Source organism: Streptomyces sp. NBC_00271, from assembly GCF_036178845.1.
Classification (GTDB): domain Bacteria; phylum Actinomycetota; class Actinomycetes; order Streptomycetales; family Streptomycetaceae; genus Streptomyces.
The window spans coordinates 2,819,351-2,834,814 of record NZ_CP108070.1 but is presented as its reverse complement, the minus strand read 5'-3'; the positions used below and the strand labels follow the sequence as shown (position 1 = coordinate 2,834,814).

At 71.0% G+C, this 15,464-nt stretch carries 15 protein-coding genes and 1 riboswitch; of the genes, 13 read left to right on the top strand and 2 right to left on the bottom strand.

Annotated features, from left to right (window positions below):
- Positions 1-49 precede the first annotated feature (49 nt).
- Entirely contained in the window at positions 50-1,240 is a 1,191-nt protein-coding gene (locus OG798_RS13325) for a glycoside hydrolase family 6 protein (RefSeq protein ID WP_438948378.1), read from the top strand.
- Here OG798_RS13325 and OG798_RS13320 read toward each other — a convergent pair.
- Positions 1,222-2,613, bottom strand: a complete 1,392-nt coding sequence (locus tag OG798_RS13320) for a uracil-xanthine permease family protein (RefSeq protein WP_097226450.1) — start codon at positions 2,611-2,613, stop codon at positions 1,222-1,224. The genes OG798_RS13325 and OG798_RS13320 overlap by 19 nt on opposite strands.
- A 121-nt stretch (positions 2,614-2,734) precedes the next feature.
- On the opposite strand from OG798_RS13320, the gene OG798_RS13315 reads away from it, so the two are divergent.
- Complete coding sequence (locus OG798_RS13315; RefSeq protein WP_328757046.1) at positions 2,735-4,000, top strand: alginate lyase family protein; 1,266 nt, start codon at positions 2,735-2,737, stop codon at positions 3,998-4,000.
- 98 nt (positions 4,001-4,098) lie between these two features.
- Positions 4,099-4,560 (top strand): acyl-CoA thioesterase, encoded by a 462-nt coding sequence (locus tag OG798_RS13310; protein ID WP_328757045.1) that lies wholly within the window; start codon positions 4,099-4,101, stop codon positions 4,558-4,560.
- Here the strand turns inward: OG798_RS13310 and OG798_RS13305 are convergent.
- A complete protein-coding gene (locus OG798_RS13305; protein ID WP_179436645.1) occupies positions 4,520-5,722 on the bottom strand; it encodes an MFS transporter in 1,203 nt (400 codons plus the stop codon). The two genes, OG798_RS13310 and OG798_RS13305, sit on opposite strands and share 41 nt — an antisense overlap.
- 129 nt (positions 5,723-5,851) lie before the next feature.
- On the opposite strand from OG798_RS13305, the gene OG798_RS13300 reads away from it, so the two are divergent.
- The 10 genes from OG798_RS13300 (at position 5,852) to OG798_RS13255 (ending at position 15,270) form a co-directional block, all read left to right on the top strand.
- Positions 5,852-7,069: an ROK family transcriptional regulator gene (locus OG798_RS13300; RefSeq protein WP_267061285.1), complete on the top strand. Its 1,218-nt coding sequence runs from the start codon at positions 5,852-5,854 to the stop codon at positions 7,067-7,069.
- 471 nt (positions 7,070-7,540) lie between these two features.
- Positions 7,541-7,671, top strand: a riboswitch (FMN riboswitch).
- Between the two features lie 153 nt (positions 7,672-7,824).
- Positions 7,825-8,460 (top strand): riboflavin synthase, encoded by a 636-nt coding sequence (locus tag OG798_RS13295; protein ID WP_054236274.1) that lies wholly within the window; start codon positions 7,825-7,827, stop codon positions 8,458-8,460.
- A complete protein-coding gene (pnuC, locus tag OG798_RS13290) occupies positions 8,457-9,101 on the top strand; it encodes a nicotinamide riboside transporter PnuC (protein ID WP_095855826.1) in 645 nt (214 codons plus the stop codon). Before OG798_RS13295 ends, pnuC begins: the two co-directional genes overlap by 4 nt.
- The gene (locus tag OG798_RS13285) at positions 9,098-10,435 is read left to right on the top strand and encodes a bifunctional 3,4-dihydroxy-2-butanone-4-phosphate synthase/GTP cyclohydrolase II (protein ID WP_267061283.1); all 1,338 of its coding nucleotides are present in this window, start codon (positions 9,098-9,100) and stop codon (positions 10,433-10,435) included. Before pnuC ends, OG798_RS13285 begins: the two co-directional genes overlap by 4 nt.
- A gap of 22 nt (positions 10,436-10,457) precedes the next feature.
- The gene (gene ribH, locus OG798_RS13280; RefSeq protein ID WP_095855828.1) at positions 10,458-10,943 is read left to right on the top strand and encodes a 6,7-dimethyl-8-ribityllumazine synthase; all 486 of its coding nucleotides are present in this window, start codon (positions 10,458-10,460) and stop codon (positions 10,941-10,943) included.
- A gap of 34 nt (positions 10,944-10,977) precedes the next feature.
- Positions 10,978-11,250 (top strand): phosphoribosyl-ATP diphosphatase, encoded by a 273-nt coding sequence (locus OG798_RS13275; protein WP_054236279.1) that lies wholly within the window; start codon positions 10,978-10,980, stop codon positions 11,248-11,250.
- A 57-nt stretch (positions 11,251-11,307) separates the two neighbouring features.
- On the top strand, positions 11,308-12,165 hold the full coding sequence (hisG, locus tag OG798_RS13270; RefSeq protein WP_095855829.1) for an ATP phosphoribosyltransferase: 858 nt from the start codon (positions 11,308-11,310) through the stop codon (positions 12,163-12,165).
- 17 nt (positions 12,166-12,182) lie between these two features.
- Positions 12,183-12,638: a PH domain-containing protein gene (locus OG798_RS13265; protein ID WP_095855830.1), complete on the top strand. Its 456-nt coding sequence runs from the start codon at positions 12,183-12,185 to the stop codon at positions 12,636-12,638.
- A 203-nt stretch (positions 12,639-12,841) separates the two neighbouring features.
- Complete coding sequence (locus OG798_RS13260) at positions 12,842-14,176, top strand: hemolysin family protein (RefSeq protein WP_095855831.1); 1,335 nt, start codon at positions 12,842-12,844, stop codon at positions 14,174-14,176.
- Complete coding sequence (locus OG798_RS13255; protein ID WP_095855832.1) at positions 14,173-15,270, top strand: hemolysin family protein; 1,098 nt, start codon at positions 14,173-14,175, stop codon at positions 15,268-15,270. The genes OG798_RS13260 and OG798_RS13255 overlap by 4 nt, the downstream gene beginning before the upstream one ends.
- Positions 15,271-15,464 lie beyond the last annotated feature (194 nt).

Below are 15,464 nucleotides of genomic sequence, written 5' to 3'. Positions count from 1 at the left end.
ATGTGGCCGGGAGCGGCGGAAACGTGGTGGGAACCGGGGGGAGCGGTACGTGTCAGGCTTACGTGCGCAGCGCCTGGCCGCACGCAGGGCCGAGCGCAGGCGGGTGGCCCGGCACGCCGCCATGGTCGCGGCGGCCTCGGTGGTCGTGGCGGTCGGCGCGGTGACGGGGATGATGTCCGCCGTCGACGGCGAGCGTCCCTCCGACGGCGCCCAACCGCTGGTGACCCGCTCGCCCGGCCTCCGCCCGCCGCCCGCCGCACCGACTCCCTCCCCGCCCAGGACCTCCGCCGCGCCGTCCCCGTCCTCGCACTCCCCGTCCCCGAAGCCGAGCCCGACGCCCTCCCCGAGCAGGAAGGAGCCGGCGACCGTGGCCGCCCCCGCCCGGCTCTACAGCCACCCCGACTCCCAGGTCCTGGACTGGGTCGCGTCCCACCCCGGCGACCACCGGCGCGCGGTCATCGAATCCCGGATCGCCGACCGCCCGGCCGCCGTCTGGTTCGCCGACTTCACCCCCGCCACCATCACCGCGCGGGTCAGGGCGGTGACCGCGGGCGCCGCGGCCGAGGGCCGGGTCCCGGTCGTCGTGCCGTACGCCATCCCGCAGCGCGACTGCGGCGGGGCCTCACAGGGCGGCGCACCCGACCTCGCCGCGTACGACGGCTGGATCGACGACTTCGCGGCGGGCCTCGGCGACGACGAGGTCATCGTCATCCTGGAGCCGGACTCGGTCGCTCAGGCCGACTGCCTCCCCGCGACCGACCGGGCCGCCCGCTTCGCCTCGCTGGCCCGCGCCGGCCGCGTCCTCAAGGCCGCCGACCCCCGGGCCCGCGTGTACTACGACGCCGGCCACTCCGCCTGGAACCCGGCCGCCGAGCAGGCCGCGCTCCTCGCACGGGCGGGCGCCGCCTCGGCCGCCTCCTCCGACGGTGTCTTCACCAACGTGTCCAATTTCCACCGTACGAGCGAGGAGATCGCGTACGCCCGGCAGGTCCTGTCCGCGCTGGGCGGCCCCGCGAGTCTGGGCGCCGTCATCGACACCAGCCGCAACGGCAACGGCGCCCCGGCCGACGGGGAGTGGTGCGATCCGGCGGGCCGGAAGATCGGCCGGGCGCCGACCCTGAACACCGAGGAGGCGAGGATCGACGCCTATCTGTGGGTGAAGCTGCCGGGGGAGTCGGACGGGTGCAAGGGCTCGCCCGGAACGTTCTCGGCGGAGTACGCCTATGAGCTGGCGCGCTGATCGTCCGCCTCGTCGTACGAGGACGTGCCGGAGTCCAGCAGTGGCTCCGTCTTGAGGTGGGCCGGGGCCATCGCCCGCAGCGCGTGGTACCCGGTGATCACGACGAGCGTGCCGAGCGCGATGCCGCTGAGCGAGAAGTTGTCCGTGAACTTCAGGGAGACGCCGCCGATGCCGATGATGATGCCCGCGGCGGCCGGCACCAGGTTCAGCGGGTTGCGCAGGTCGACCCGGGCGTTGAGCCAGATCTGGGCGCCGAGCAGGCCGATCATGCCGTACAGGATGACGGTGATGCCGCCGAGCACGCCGCCCGGGATCGCGGCGACGATCGCGCCGAACTTGGGGCAGAGGCCGAAGAGGAGGGCGAAGCCCGCGGCGGCCCAGTAGGCGGCCGTGGAGTAGACGCGGGTCGCGGCCATCACGCCGATGTTCTCGGAGTACGTGGTGTTGGGCGGGCCGCCGACCGCCGTGGAGAGCATCGAGGCGACGCCGTCCGCGGAGATCGCGGTGCCCAGCTTGTCGTCCAGCGGATCGCCGGTCATCTCACCGACGGCCTTGACGTGGCCCGCGTTCTCGGCGACCAGCGCGATCACGACCGGCAGCGCGACGAGGATCGCCGACCACTGGAAGGACGGGCCGTGGAAGGACGGCAGCCCGATCCAGTCCGCCTTGCCGACGCCGGAGAGGTTCAGCCGCCAGTGGTCGGTGAGCTTGCCGCTCGCGTCCACCGAGTGGATCTTTCCGAAGATCCGGTCGAAGACCCAGGAGATCCCGTACCCGAAGATCAGGCCGAGGAAGATCGCGATCCGTGACCAGAAACCGCGCAGGCAGACGACCGCCAGGCCGGTGAGCAGCATGGTGAGCAGGGCCGTCCACTGGTCCTGCGGCCAGTACGTGGACGCCGTCACCGGCGCCAGGTTGAAGCCGATCAGCATGACGACCGCGCCCGTGACGATCGGTGGCATCGCGGCATGGATGATCCGCGCCCCGAACCGCTGCACGGCCAGGCCCACCAGGAACAGGGCGACGCCGACGACGAACACCGCGCCGGTCACCGTGGCGCTGGTGCCGCCCTGCGCGCGGATCACCGCTGCGACGCCCACGAAGGAGAGCGAACAGCCGAGGTAGCTGGGCACCCGGCCGCGAGTGGCGAGCAGGAAGATGACCGTCGCGAAGCCGGACATCATGATCGCGAGGTTCGGGTTCAGACCCATGAGCACGGGTGCCACGAACGACGCCCCGAACATCGCCACCACGTGCTGGGCGCCGAGCCCGATCGTGCGCGGCCACGAAAGGCGTTCATCGGGGCGGACAACCGCTCCGGGCGCGGGCGTCCGCCCGTCGCCGTGCAGTTTCCAGCGCACGCCGAGGTCCATGGTGAGTTTCGCTTTCTTCGTACGTGAAACTTTGTCCGGACCATTGTCACGGGTACCTGGCGGTTCTACGCTCACACGGTCTTACTCATGAACTGCGTTCACATTCATGGTCGGAGGCTTGATGAGTGCAAGACCCCGTCTGGCGGTCCTCCTCGCCGCCGTGGCCACCTTCGCGGCGGTCGTCGTCCCCTCCGCCTCGGCCCACGCGGCGCCGAAGGCCCCCCGGACCGCCGTCCTCGACGGCACCCGGCTCCAGCAGACCCGACTCCGCCTCGACCGCGGGGATCCCCAACTGAAGCGCACGCTCGAGGACTTGACGGCCCGCGCCGACAACTGGCTGCCCCAGGGCCCCTGGACGGTCGTCGACAAGCCCAAGCCCGCCCCCGGCGGCGACGTCCACGACTACCTGAGCCAGGCCCCGTACTGGTGGCCCTCCCAGCCGAAGACCGCCGACAACCCCTGGGGCTGCCCGTACGTCCAGCGCGACGGCCAGCGCAACCCCGAGGTCGACACCGGCACCGACCGCCAGGACGTCGAGAAGGTCTTCGACTCGACGTACGACCTCGCGCTCGCCTGGTACGACACCGGCAAGAAGCAGTACGCCGAGAAGGCCGCGACCGTCCTGCGCACCTGGTTCCTCGCGCCGGCCACCCGGATGAACCCGAACCTCGACCACGGGCAGTTCATCCCCTGCAAGTACGACGGCCGGGCCATCGGCATCATCGACTTCTCGCAGTCCTACACCAGCGTCCTGGACGCGATCGCGATCCTGGAGACGGGCGCCCCCGGCTGGTCGAAGAGCGACCGCACCGCCATGCGCGCCTGGAACACCGACTTCCGCGACTGGCTGGAGAACAGCGCCTTCGGCGGTGAGGAGGGCGCCGCCCAGAACAACCACGGCACCTTCTACGACATGCAGCTCGCCGCCCTGGCGTACGCGACCGGCGACGAGGACCTCGCCCGCCGGACCGTCCTCGGTGCGCAGTCCAAGCGGATAGACCCGCAGGTCGCCGCGGACGGCAGTCAGCCCCAGGAGCTCACCCGCACCCGCAGCTGGCACTACTCGACCTTCGACCTCGTCGCCTACACCCGCCTCGCGGCCATCGGCCGGCACGTCGGCGTGAACCTGTGGCGGTACACGGGGCCGGAAGGCCAGACCCTGGCCAAGGCGGTCGACTATCTGCTGCCCGCCGCGACGGGCGCCGCGCCGTGGCCCCACCCGGAGCTGGAGTTCCACCGCTACGCGGCGAGCGACATCGTGCACGCGGCGGCCGACGCGGGGGACCGGGCGGCCCGGGCCGCGGTGCCGAAACTGGAGACACCGCCCGGCGGCGACCTGTGGACCCTGCGGCCCGCCGCCGAGCAGCTGGACTCGATCGCCGGCTGACCGGGGGCATACGAACACCCTGATCAGGGGTTCCTGAGCGGCCGCTTAGGATGGAGGTGTCCCCACCGTCTCCACCGGCACCCTCAGGAGCCCCGCCCGTGACCGCCGAAGCCCCCGCAGCCCGCGCCCTCTCCTACGGGCGGCTCCTCCCCGTCACCGTCCACTTCGACGACCTCGACGCACTCGGCCTGCTCCACAACGCCCGCTACCCGGTCATGGTCGAACGCGCCTGGACGGCCCTGTGGAACGACCAGGGCTTCCTGGCCTACGAGGGCGACTGGGAGGCGGCGGGCGATTTCTGCAACGCCGTCAAGGAACTGCGGATCAGCTACGAGGCCCCGGTCAACCGCCCCGGCGAGTACGCCGTCCACCTCTGGCTGGAGCGCCTGGGGAACACCGGAGTGACGTACGGTTTCCGCTTCTGCTCGGCCGACGGCGCGCTCACGTACGCGCACGGCACGCGGGTCCTCGTCCGGCTCGACGCCGCGACGCTGCGTCCCACTCCCTGGAGCGACCGCTTCAGGGCCGTGGGTCGGGAACTGCTGCGGTCGCGGGACTGACCTTGGGCCGGTCCCGCTCGCCCGCGCGCAGCACCCCCGCGAACGCGGCAAGGCCACACGCCAGCACCGTGACCAGCCCGAACGACACCACCAGGCTCGTCGCCTGTGCCAGCGTGCCGATCGCGCTCGGCGCGACCAGGCCGGAGGTGTACGTGATGGTGGCGACGCCCGCGATGGCCTGACTGGGGTTGGGGCCGCTGTGCCCCGCCGCCGCGAAGCAGAGCGGGACGACGACCGCGATGCCCAGACCCATCAGGGCGAAGCCGCTCATCGCCACGGCGGGGTGGTTCGCGACGACGACGAGCAGCCCGCCGAGCACGGCGAGACCGCCGCCGGCCCGCACCGTGCGCACCGCGCCGAACCGATTGACCACCGCGTCGCCCACGAGCCGGGCCAGCGCCATGGTCAGCATGAATCCGGTCGTCGACGCCGCCGCCAGACCGGCCGAGCTGCCCAGCTCGCCCTTGAGATAGACCGCCGACCAGTCCAGACTGGCGCCCTCCGCGAACACCGCACAGAAGCCGATCGCGCCGATGAGCAGGGCGGACTTGGGCGGCAGCGCGAAGCGCGGCGGCGGGGCCTCGTCCGCGGCCGGTCGCAGGTCGAGGACCCACCGGCAGGCGGTGAGACCCAGGACCGTCAGGACCCCGGCCGCCAGCGCGTGGTGCAGGCGCGCGTCCGAGCCGAGGTGCGCGGCAAGGGTGCCGCCCGCCGAGCCGACCAGGGCGCCCGCGCTCCACATGCCGTGCAGTCCCGACATGATCGACTTTCCGAGGCGGCTCTCGATCTCGACGCCGAGCGCGTTCATCGCCACGTCCGCCATGCCCGCCGACGCGCCGTAGACGAAGAGGGCCGGGCACAGCGTGTAGATGTTCGGCGCGAGGGACGGGAGGATCAGCGACAGGGTCCACAGGGACAGCAGCCCGCGCAGCGCGGTACGGGCGCCGAAGCGGTGGCTGATCCGGCCCGCCAGCGGCATCGCCAGGGAGGCCCCGATCGCCGGGAACGCGAGGGCCAGTCCGAGCTGGCCGGTGCTGACGGACGCGTGGTCCTGGATCCAGGGGACACGGGTCGCGAACGAGCCCGTCACCGCTCCGTGCACCGCGAAGACGGCGGCCACGGCGTACCGCGCCCGCTTCACCTCACGCAGGTCGTAGACCATGCAACCCACCTTTCCCGCCCCTCAAGGCTCCGCTCCCCGCGGTGCCGCCGTAAACTATCAGGAACCCTGCCTGATAGATAGATGATTTACTGGCCACCGACTGGGCGACCGATCTGGGAGGATCCCGGCATGCCCGCATCACCGAGCACCGCCCGGGCCATCAACGACCGCGTCGCGCTGCGCCTGCTCCAGCAGGAAGGCCCCCTGACCGCAGGGCAGTTGAAGCAGCTCACGGGACTGTCCCGGCCCACCGTCGCCGACCTCGTCGAACGCCTCACGGCCGCCGGACTGATCGAGGTGGTGGGGGAGTCGGGGGAGCAGCGCCGTGGCCCCAACGCCCGTCTGTACGGGATCGTCGCCGACCGGGCCCATCTCGCCGCCCTGGACGTCCGCACCGAGGGCGTCTCGGTCGTCGTCTGCGACCTCCTCGGCAGGGAACTGGCCCGGGCGTCGGTGCCGATCGCGGACGACACCGGCACCGGACCCGCCGTCGAGCAGGCGGTCACGCTGGTCGAACGCGCGGCCAAGGAGGCCGGGGCGGAGCGCCTGCACACGGTCGGCGTCGGAGCCCCCGGCCTCATCGACCCCGCCACCGGCGAACTCCGCGACTCCTCCGGCCTGCCCGAGTGGCACCGCCGTCTGGTCGCCGCCCTCCAGGAACGGCTGCCCGCCCGCGTGATCGTCGAGAACGAGACGAACCTCGCCGCCCTCGCGGAGCAGCGTGACGGCGCCGCCCGCGACCGCGACACGTTCGTCCTGCTCTGGCTCGGCCACGGCACCGGTGCGGCCGTCGTCCTCGACGGCAGACTCCGGCGCGGTGCGTCCGGCGGCACGGGCGAGATCGGCTTCCTGCCGGTACCGGGCACGTCGACACTGCCCTCGGCGACGGACTGCGAGGGCGGGTTCCACTCCCTGGCGGGGTCCGCCGCGATCGCGGAACTCGCGGCCGGCCACGGGTTGGTGGCGACAGCGGTGTCGCCCGGCGAACCGGAGGCGGCGGCGCTGGTGAGACAAGCGGTGGCGACCCTCTCCTCCCCTTCTTCCCCTTCCCCCTCGGCTTCCTCCGGAGCCGACCGCTTCCTCTCCGCCCTCGCCGACCGCCTCGCCATCGGCGCGGCGTCCGTCGTGGCCGTTCTCGACCCCGGGTGCGTGGTGCTCGGCGGTGAGGTGGGTCAGGCGGGCGGGGAGGTACTGGCCACGCGGGTCGGCGAGCGACTCACTCGGATGTCCCCGCTGCCGGTCGAGGTCCGCGCGAGCACGCTGGGCGGCGGCGCGGTACTCCGCGGAGCCCTCCTGACGGCCCGAGAGTCAGCCCAGGACGACCTCTTCGCGCCGCGCTCCCGGTAACCCGGTCTGAAGAGGCGCGCTCCGTCAGGGGCGCGGGGAGTTGCGCGCCAAGCCCCCACCGGCCGATGGCCAAAGCGCTTCGGGCGGGCGGGGAATCGGGGAGAAGCCCCGCCCGAGGGGCGCGGGGAACTGCGCGACCAGCCCCCACTCGCCCGCAGCCCAAGAACCTCCCCCGGATGGGGAGACCCGGCGGCGGGGCAAGGGCCTCCGTCACCGCCGCCGGGTCGCTCAAGGGGCGAGTGCGACACCTCGGCTTCGACAAACCATTGATCATGGACCTTAAGTGGACTAGACCAGGGCGGTCAATGGGTACGGACCAAGGGGCGATCGCGTCAAGCGTGAGGAGTCTCGCGGCAGTTGACCTCCCGCGATGCGTCGGAGAAGTCCATCCGGACGACCTGTGAGGCACCCCACAGACGTTCGCCCGCATGGACGTGGATCAGACGTGGCACACTGATGCTGTACCAGAAGCAGCGCACTCCGGGGTCGGTGAAAGTCCGAACCGGCGGTTATAGTCCGCGACCCGGTCGCTTCCAGCGGCCGGTTGACCAGGTGAAATTCCTGGACCGACGGTTAAAGTCCGGATGGGAGGCAGTGCGCGGCGGGCGGGCATTCGTGCGCGTTGCCGTTTGTTTCGACGTGTCCTTCGGGACGTGTCGCCCCATGCGGATCGCTCCCGGTGTCGCAGTCCGCTCATTCTGTCGTCATCGACAGGCCCCGGAGTCCGTGCCCCATGAGGCAGGAGGACCCGGGAAGTGTTCACCGGAATCGTCGAAGAGCTGGGTGAGGTCACCGCCGTCGAAATTCTCGACGACGCCTCCCGTTTCCGTCTGCGTGGCCCCGTTGTCACGCAGGGCGCACAGCACGGCGACTCCATCGCCGTGAACGGCGTCTGTCTCACGGTCGTCGAACACGAAGGCGACGAATTCACCGCCGACGTCATGGCCGAAACCCTGGACCGCTCCAGCCTCGGCGCCCTGACCGTCGGCTCGCGCGTCAACCTGGAACGCCCGATGGCCGTGGGCGAGCGCCTCGGCGGCCACATCGTCCAGGGCCACGTCGACGGCACGGGCACGGTCATCGAGCGCAAGCCGTCCGAGAACTGGGAGATCGTGAAGATCTCCCTCCCCGCGGACCTCTCCCGCTACGTGGTCGAGAAGGGCTCCATCACCGTCGACGGCATCAGCCTGACGGTGGTCGACGCGGGCCCGGACTTCTTCACCGTCAGCCTCATCCCCACCACCCTCGACCTGACCACGCTCGGCCACAAGCAGGCAGGCGACCCGGTCAACCTCGAGGTGGACGTCATCGCCAAGTACGTCGAGCGACTGCTCGGCGCCCGTGGCGAGCAGCCGGTCGCGCTGCCCGACACCCAGGGGAGCGGTCGGTGAACTGGCTGAACTCCGAGGCGTTCACGCTTCTCGGACAGCACATCAAGTGGTCGGACATGATCGGCAACATCATCGGTCTGATCGGCCTCGCACTCGGCTGGCGGCGGTCCATATGGAGCTGGCCCGTACAGCTCCTGTCCGGCGTCGTCCTCTTCGCGGCCTTCGCCAGCGGCCATCTCTCCGGCAGCGCCGGCAAGCAGGTCGTGGTCATCGTCGTCGCCGTGTGGGGCTGGTGGCAGTGGAACCGCGGCAAGGCGGAGGGCCAGGGCGGCCACATCTCCGTACGGTTCGCCACCTGGCGCGAGCGCGCCTACATGGTGGGCGCCGCCGCCGTCGGCACGCTCGCGGTCAGCGGTCTGTTCCACGCGTACCCGACCCTGTCCTGGGACCCTTGGCCGGACGCGTACATCTTCGTCGGCACCATCGTCGCCATGTACGCGCAGGCCCGCGGCATGGTCGAGTTCTGGTTCGCCTGGCTGCTGGTCGACGTGGTGGGCGTCCCGCTCAACTTCGCCAACGGCTACGCCTTCTCCGGTTTCGTCTACGTCGTCTACGGCGCGCTCGTCCTGTCGGGCATGCGCGACTGGTGGCTGCGCTCCCGCAAGGCCGGGCAGCCAGTCCTGGAAGGAGCCCCCGCATGACCACGGCACCCGTCTGGTACAGCACCGGCCACGATGAAGATGCGTCGGACTTCGCGCTCGACCCGGTCGAGAGGGCCATCGCCGACATCGCGGCGGGCCGACCGATCGTGGTCGTCGACGACGAGGACCGGGAGAACGAGGGCGACCTCGTCATCGCCGCCGAGAAGGCGACCCCCGAGATCATCGCGTTCATGATGAGCGAGTGCCGCGGACTGATCTGCGCCCCCATGGAGGGCGACGAACTCGACCGCCTCCAGCTCCCCCAAATGGTCGAGAACAACACCGAGTCGATGAGGACCGCGTTCACCGTCTCGGTGGACGCCTCCGCCGCCCACGGCGTGTCCACCGGCATCTCCGCGGCCGACCGCGCCACCACACTGCGGCTGTTGGCCGGCGGCGAGGCCGAGGCGGGCGACTTCGTGCGCCCCGGCCACATCTTCCCGCTGCGCGCCAAGCCCGGCGGTGTCCTCGTCCGCAACGGCCACACCGAGGCCGCCGTCGACCTCGCCCGGCTCGCGGGCCTGCGCCCGGCCGGCGCGATCGTCGAGATCGCCGGGGAGGACGGACGCATGCTCCGTCTGCCCGAGCTCATCCCGTTCGCCCGCAAGCACGGTCTGACGATCATCTCCATCGAGGACCTGATCGCCTACCGCCGTTCCCCCGAGCTCTCGACTTCGCTCGTGCACGGGGCGCCCCCGTCGGAGCCCACGGTCCGCCGCGAGGCGAAGACCCAACTGCCCACCGCCTTCGGCGAGTTCACGGCGTACGGCTACCGCTCCACCGTCGACGGCGTCGAGCACGTCGCCCTGGTGCACGGTGAGATCGGCGACGGCGAGGACGTCCTCGTCCGTGTCCACTCCGAGTGCCTGACCGGCGACATCTTCCACTCGCTGCGCTGCGACTGCGGCCCCCAGCTCCAGACCTCCATGGAGCGCATCCAGGCCGAGGGCCGGGGCGTCGTGGTCTACCTGCGTGGGCACGAGGGGCGCGGCATCGGCCTGTTGTCCAAGCTGCGCGCCTACGAGCTCCAGGAGCGCGGCCGCGACACCCTCGACGCCAACCTGGAACTCGGCCTGCCCGCCGACGCCCGGGACTACGGCGCGAGCGCGCAGATCCTGGAGGACCTCGGCGTCCACAGCCTGCGCCTGCTGACCAACAACCCCGACAAGACGGACGCGCTGGTCCGGCACGGCCTCAAGGTCACGCGCCGGGAGCCGATGCCCGTACAGGCGGGCGAGCACAACCTCCGTTACCTGCGCACCAAGCGGGACCGGATGGGCCACGACCTGCCCTGGCTCGACACGGCCACCGTGTCCGCCTGCGGCAACCAGTAACAAGAAAGCACTGAGGAGAGACGTGAGCGGCAAGGGTGCACCTGAACTGTCCGTACGCAACTGCGGCGACCTGCGGGTCGCGGTCATCGCGGCACAGTGGCACGAAAAGGTGATGGACGGCCTCGTCGACGGCGCGCTGCGCGCCCTGCACGAGCTCGGGATCGACGAGCCGACCCTGCTCAGGGTCCCCGGCAGCTTCGAGCTGCCGGTCGTCGCCAAGGTCCTCGCGGGCCGCGGCTACGACGCGATCGTCGCGCTCGGCGTCGTCATCCGCGGCGGTACCCCGCATTTCGAATACGTGTGCCAGGGCGTCACCCAGGGCCTCACCCAGGTCTCGATCGACACCGGAGTCCCCATCGGCTTCGGCGTGCTGACCTGCGACACCGAGGAGCAGGCTCTCGACCGTGCGGGTATCGAGGGCTCCAACGAGGACAAGGGACACGAGGCGGTGACGGCCGCCGTGGCGACCGCGGCCACACTGCGCTCAGTATCCGAACCCTGGCACTGAGGCAGGGGCGGTAGCGCGTAGGGTGGGCAGCATCATGTCCAAGAAGACGTTCGAGGAGCTCTTCACCGAGCTCCAGCACAAGGCCGCCACCGGCGATCCCACCACTTCGCGCACCGCCGAACTGGTCGGCAAGGGCGTCCATGCCATCGGCAAGAAGGTCGTCGAAGAGGCCGCCGAGGTCTGGATGGCCGCCGAGTACGAGGGCAAGGACGCCGCCGCCGAGGAGATCTCGCAGCTCCTCTACCACGTTCAGGTGATGATGGTGGCGCGCGGGATCTCCCTCGACGACGTGTACGCCCACCTCTGAGCCGTAAACCCCGCAATCCCGTACGTACCGTACGCACGAACGAAGGAAGCCGACCTCATGCTGCGCATCGCCGTCCCCAACAAGGGTTCCCTGTCAGGACCTGCGGCGGAGATGCTGCATGAGGCCGGCTACCAGCAGCGCCGGGAGTCCAAGGAACTGCGGATCGTCGACCCGGGCAACGAGGTCGAGTTCTTCTACCTCCGCCCCCGCGACATCGCGATCTACGTCTCCTCCGGCCGCCTCGACATCGGCATCACCGGCCGCGACCTGCTCATCGACTCGGGCGCCAACGCGGAGGAGATCCTCCCGCTCGGCTTCGCCCGCTCGACGTTCCACTTCGCCACCAAGCCCGGCACCGCCAAGGGCATCGAGGACCTCGGCGGCATGACGGTCGCCACCTCCTACGAGGGCATCGTGGCCAAGCACCTCGCCGACAGCGGCATCGACGCCTCCGTCGTCCACCTCGACGGCGCCGTCGAGACCGCGATCGAACTCGGTGTCGCCGAGGTCATCGCGGACGTCGTCGAGACCGGCACCTCGCTGCGCAACGCGGGCCTCGAGGTCTTCGGCGACCCGATCATGAAGTCCGAGGCCGTCGTCATCCGCCGGGTCGGGGCCGACACCTCCGAGGACGCCGAGCCCAAGGTGCAGCAGTTCCTGCGCCGCCTCCAAGGCGTCCTGGTCGCACGGACGTACGTGATGATGGACTACGACTGCCGCGCCGAGCACCTGGAGAAGGCCGTCGCGCTCACGCCCGGCCTGGAGTCGCCGACCATCTCCCCGCTGCACAACGAGGGCTGGGTCGCCGTCCGTGCCATGGTGCCCGCCAAGGAGGCCCAGCAGATCATGGACGACCTGTACGCCCTCGGCGCGCGGGCCATCCTGACCACGGCCATCCACGCCTGCCGCCTCTGAGGACCCCGACCGAAGCCATGCCCGACCTTCCCACACTCCCCGTCACGTTCCGGCCGTCCCTCACCCGGGCCGTGCTGCTCACCGCGGGCGTCGCGATCTTCGTCGTCATAGCGACGGTCGCGCTGCTCCTCGAACAGCTCAGCCCGGGGGAGAAGCTCAGCTTCATCTTCATCGGCGCGCTGCTCGCCGGTGTCCTGCTGATGCTCTCGCGGCCCAAGGTCGTCGCCGACGAGACCGGCGTCACCGTGGTGAACATCACCAGCAGGCGACACCTGGAGTGGGCGGAGATCCTCCAAGTCAACCTGCGCCCCGGCGACCCCTGGGTGTTCCTCAACCTCAGCGACGGCACCAGCCTGCCCGTGCTCGGCATCCAGCCGGGCATCGCCAAACAGCGCGCGATCCAGGACGCCCGCGCCCTGCGCGCGCTCGCCGAGGCCCGCTCCATCGGCGACCCGGAGCAACATCACGGCTGACTCTCGGCCTTCCACCCTGCCGTACGAGCCCATGTCTTGATTAATCTGTTGGCGGAGGCGTTTTCGTTGCGCCTCCGCCGCTGATGTTGCACCTGGTGACTCAGAGGCCCCCTGCTACCCGAGGAGTGACTCCCTCCAGCGATGGACGGATCGTCCTGTAGTACCTGCGCCGCCCCCTCCCGACATATCGAGGCGGCGGCATCATGACCATCCCCCTGCTGCTCCTTGGGGCGGCGTTCCTGCTGATCCTCGCCAACGGCTTCTTCGTGGCGGCCGAGTTCGGCCTCGTCACGGTCGAGCGGCCCGACGCCGAGAAGGCGGCGGCCGAAGGCGACCGACGGGCCGGTACGGTCGTCGAATCGCTGAAGGAGCTGTCCTTCCAGCTCTCCGGCACCCAGCTCGGCATCACCATCACCTCGCTCGTCGTCGGCATGCTCGCCGAACCCGCGCTCGCCGAACTGCTGCACGGACCCTTCACCGCGATCGGACTGCCCGAGGGCGCCGTGTCCGGAGTCGCCGTCGTGGTCGGCATGCTGCTCGCCGCGGCCGTGCAGATGGTGATCGGCGAACTCGTGCCCAAGAACTGGGCGGTCTCCAAGCCGCTTCAGGTCGCCCGCTTCGTCGCGGGCCCGCAGCACGTCTTCTCCCGCCTCTTCCGGCCGGTGATCGCCGCGCTCAACACGGTCGCCAACCGGCTCGTACGGGCCTTGGGTGTCGAACCCGCCGAGGAGCTGGCCTCCGCCCGCACCCCCGGCGAGCTCGTCTCCCTGGCCCGGCACTCGGCCCAGGCCGGCGCCCTGGAGCAGGACACCGCGGATCTCTTCGTACGGACCATCTCGCTCGCCGACCTGACCGCGCAGCACGTCATGACCCCACGGGTACGGGTCAGCGCGCTCCAGTCCTCCGCCACGGCCGAGGACGTCGTCAACCTCACCCGCGCCACCGGCCTCTCCCGCTTCCCCGTCTACCGGGAGCGGATCGACGAGATCGTCGGCATGGCGCACCTCAAGGACGCCCTGGCGATCCCCTCCCAGGACCGGCTGCGCACCCCCGTCGGCCGGATCGCCCAGCCCCCGCTGCTGGTCCCGGAGACGCTGCCCGTGCAGCCCCTGCTCGAGCAGCTGCGCAACCAGCAGCCGATCGCCGTCGTCGTCGACGAGTACGGCGGTACGGCGGGCGTGGTCACCCTGGAGGACATCGTCGAGGAACTCGTCGGCGAGGTCCGCGACGAGCACGACGCCAAGGACCTGCCGGAGCTCGCCGCCGTACCGCCCGAGGACGGGCGGCCCGCCTGGGACGCCGACGGCAGCTGCCGGGTCGACGTCCTGCAGCGCATAGGCCTCGACGTGCCCGAGGGCCCGTACGAGACCGTCGCGGGCCTCGTCGCCGATCTGCTCGGCCGGATCCCGGCCCCCGGCGACAAGGCCGAACTGCCCGGCTGGCGTCTCTCGGTACGCCAGGTCGGGCACTACCGGGCCGAACGGGTCCGGCTGGTCAGGACCGCCGACGCGGTTGCCGCGCCGGAGGCCGTCCGATGAGCGTGCTCCAACTCCTGTTCGCCGTGTTGCTGGTGCTCGCCAACGGGTTCTTCGTCGGCGCCGAGTTCGCGCTCGTCTCCGTACGGCGCAGTCAGATCGAACCGCTCGGGTCCGCGCGGGCCCGCCAGGTCCTGTACGGCCTGGAGCGGCTGCCGCAGATGATGGCGGCGGCCCAGTTCGGCATCACCGTCTGCTCGTTGACGCTCGGCGCGGTGGCCGAACCGACGGTCGCGCATCTGCTGGAGCCGGTCTTCGAGGCGGTGCACCTCCCCGAAGGGGTGATCCACCCCCTCGGATACGTCATCGCGCTCGCCCTCGTCGTCTTCTTCCACCTCGTCATCGGCGAGATGGTCCCGAAGAACCTGGCGATGGCCGCGCCCGAGAAGACGGCGCTGTGGCTGAGCCCCGGTCTGGTGGCCTTCGCACGCCTGTGCCGTCCCGTCACCGTCGCCCTGGGCGCCTGCGCCCGCCTCATCCTGAAACTCTTCCGGGTCGAACCCAAGGACGAAGTCGAGGCGGTCTTCACCAGCGAGCAGCTCAACCGGCTCGTCGAGGACTCCGGTCAGGCGGGCCTGCTGGATCCCAAGGAGCAGGAACGCCTCGAAGACGCCCTGGAACTGGGCTCCCGCCCGGTCACCGACGTCCTCCTGGACCACGGCTCCCTGGTCACCGTCGGCCCCTCCGTCACCCCCGGCCAGGTCGTCGCGCTCACCGCCCGCACCGGGTACTCCCGGTTCCCGGTGGTCGCGGAGAACGGCGCCTTCATGGGCTATCTGCATGTGAAGGACGTCCTCGACCTGGAGGAGTCCGAACGGGCGGTTCCCCAGCACCTGTGGCGACACATGACCACCCTGAGCTCCGAACTCCCGCTGGACGACGCCCTGACCGTGATGCGCCGCGCCGCGACGCACCTCGCGCAGGTCGCGGACGCGTCGGGGAAGGTGCTGGGTCTCGTCGCGCTGGAGGACGTCCTGGAGCTGCTGGTGGGCGAGGTACGCGACCCGGCCCATCGGGACGTCGGCGCTGCCGCTGTGGCCACGCCGCTGAAGGAACCCCGCCTCAGCGAGACCCCCGAGCAGGCCCTGGCAACCTGACGCCACCGAGTGGGGAGCTGCTCCCGCAGCTCCCCACACCCCCGGACTTGAATGTTCGGCTGCGGGCCGGTGGGGGTTGCTCGCGCAGTTCCCCGCGCCCCTGGGTCGGGGCTGCGCCCCGATTCCTCCCCGCGTTTGGTTGTTCGGCTGCGGGGTGGTGGGGGTTGCTCGCGCAGTTCCCCGCGTCCCTGAGG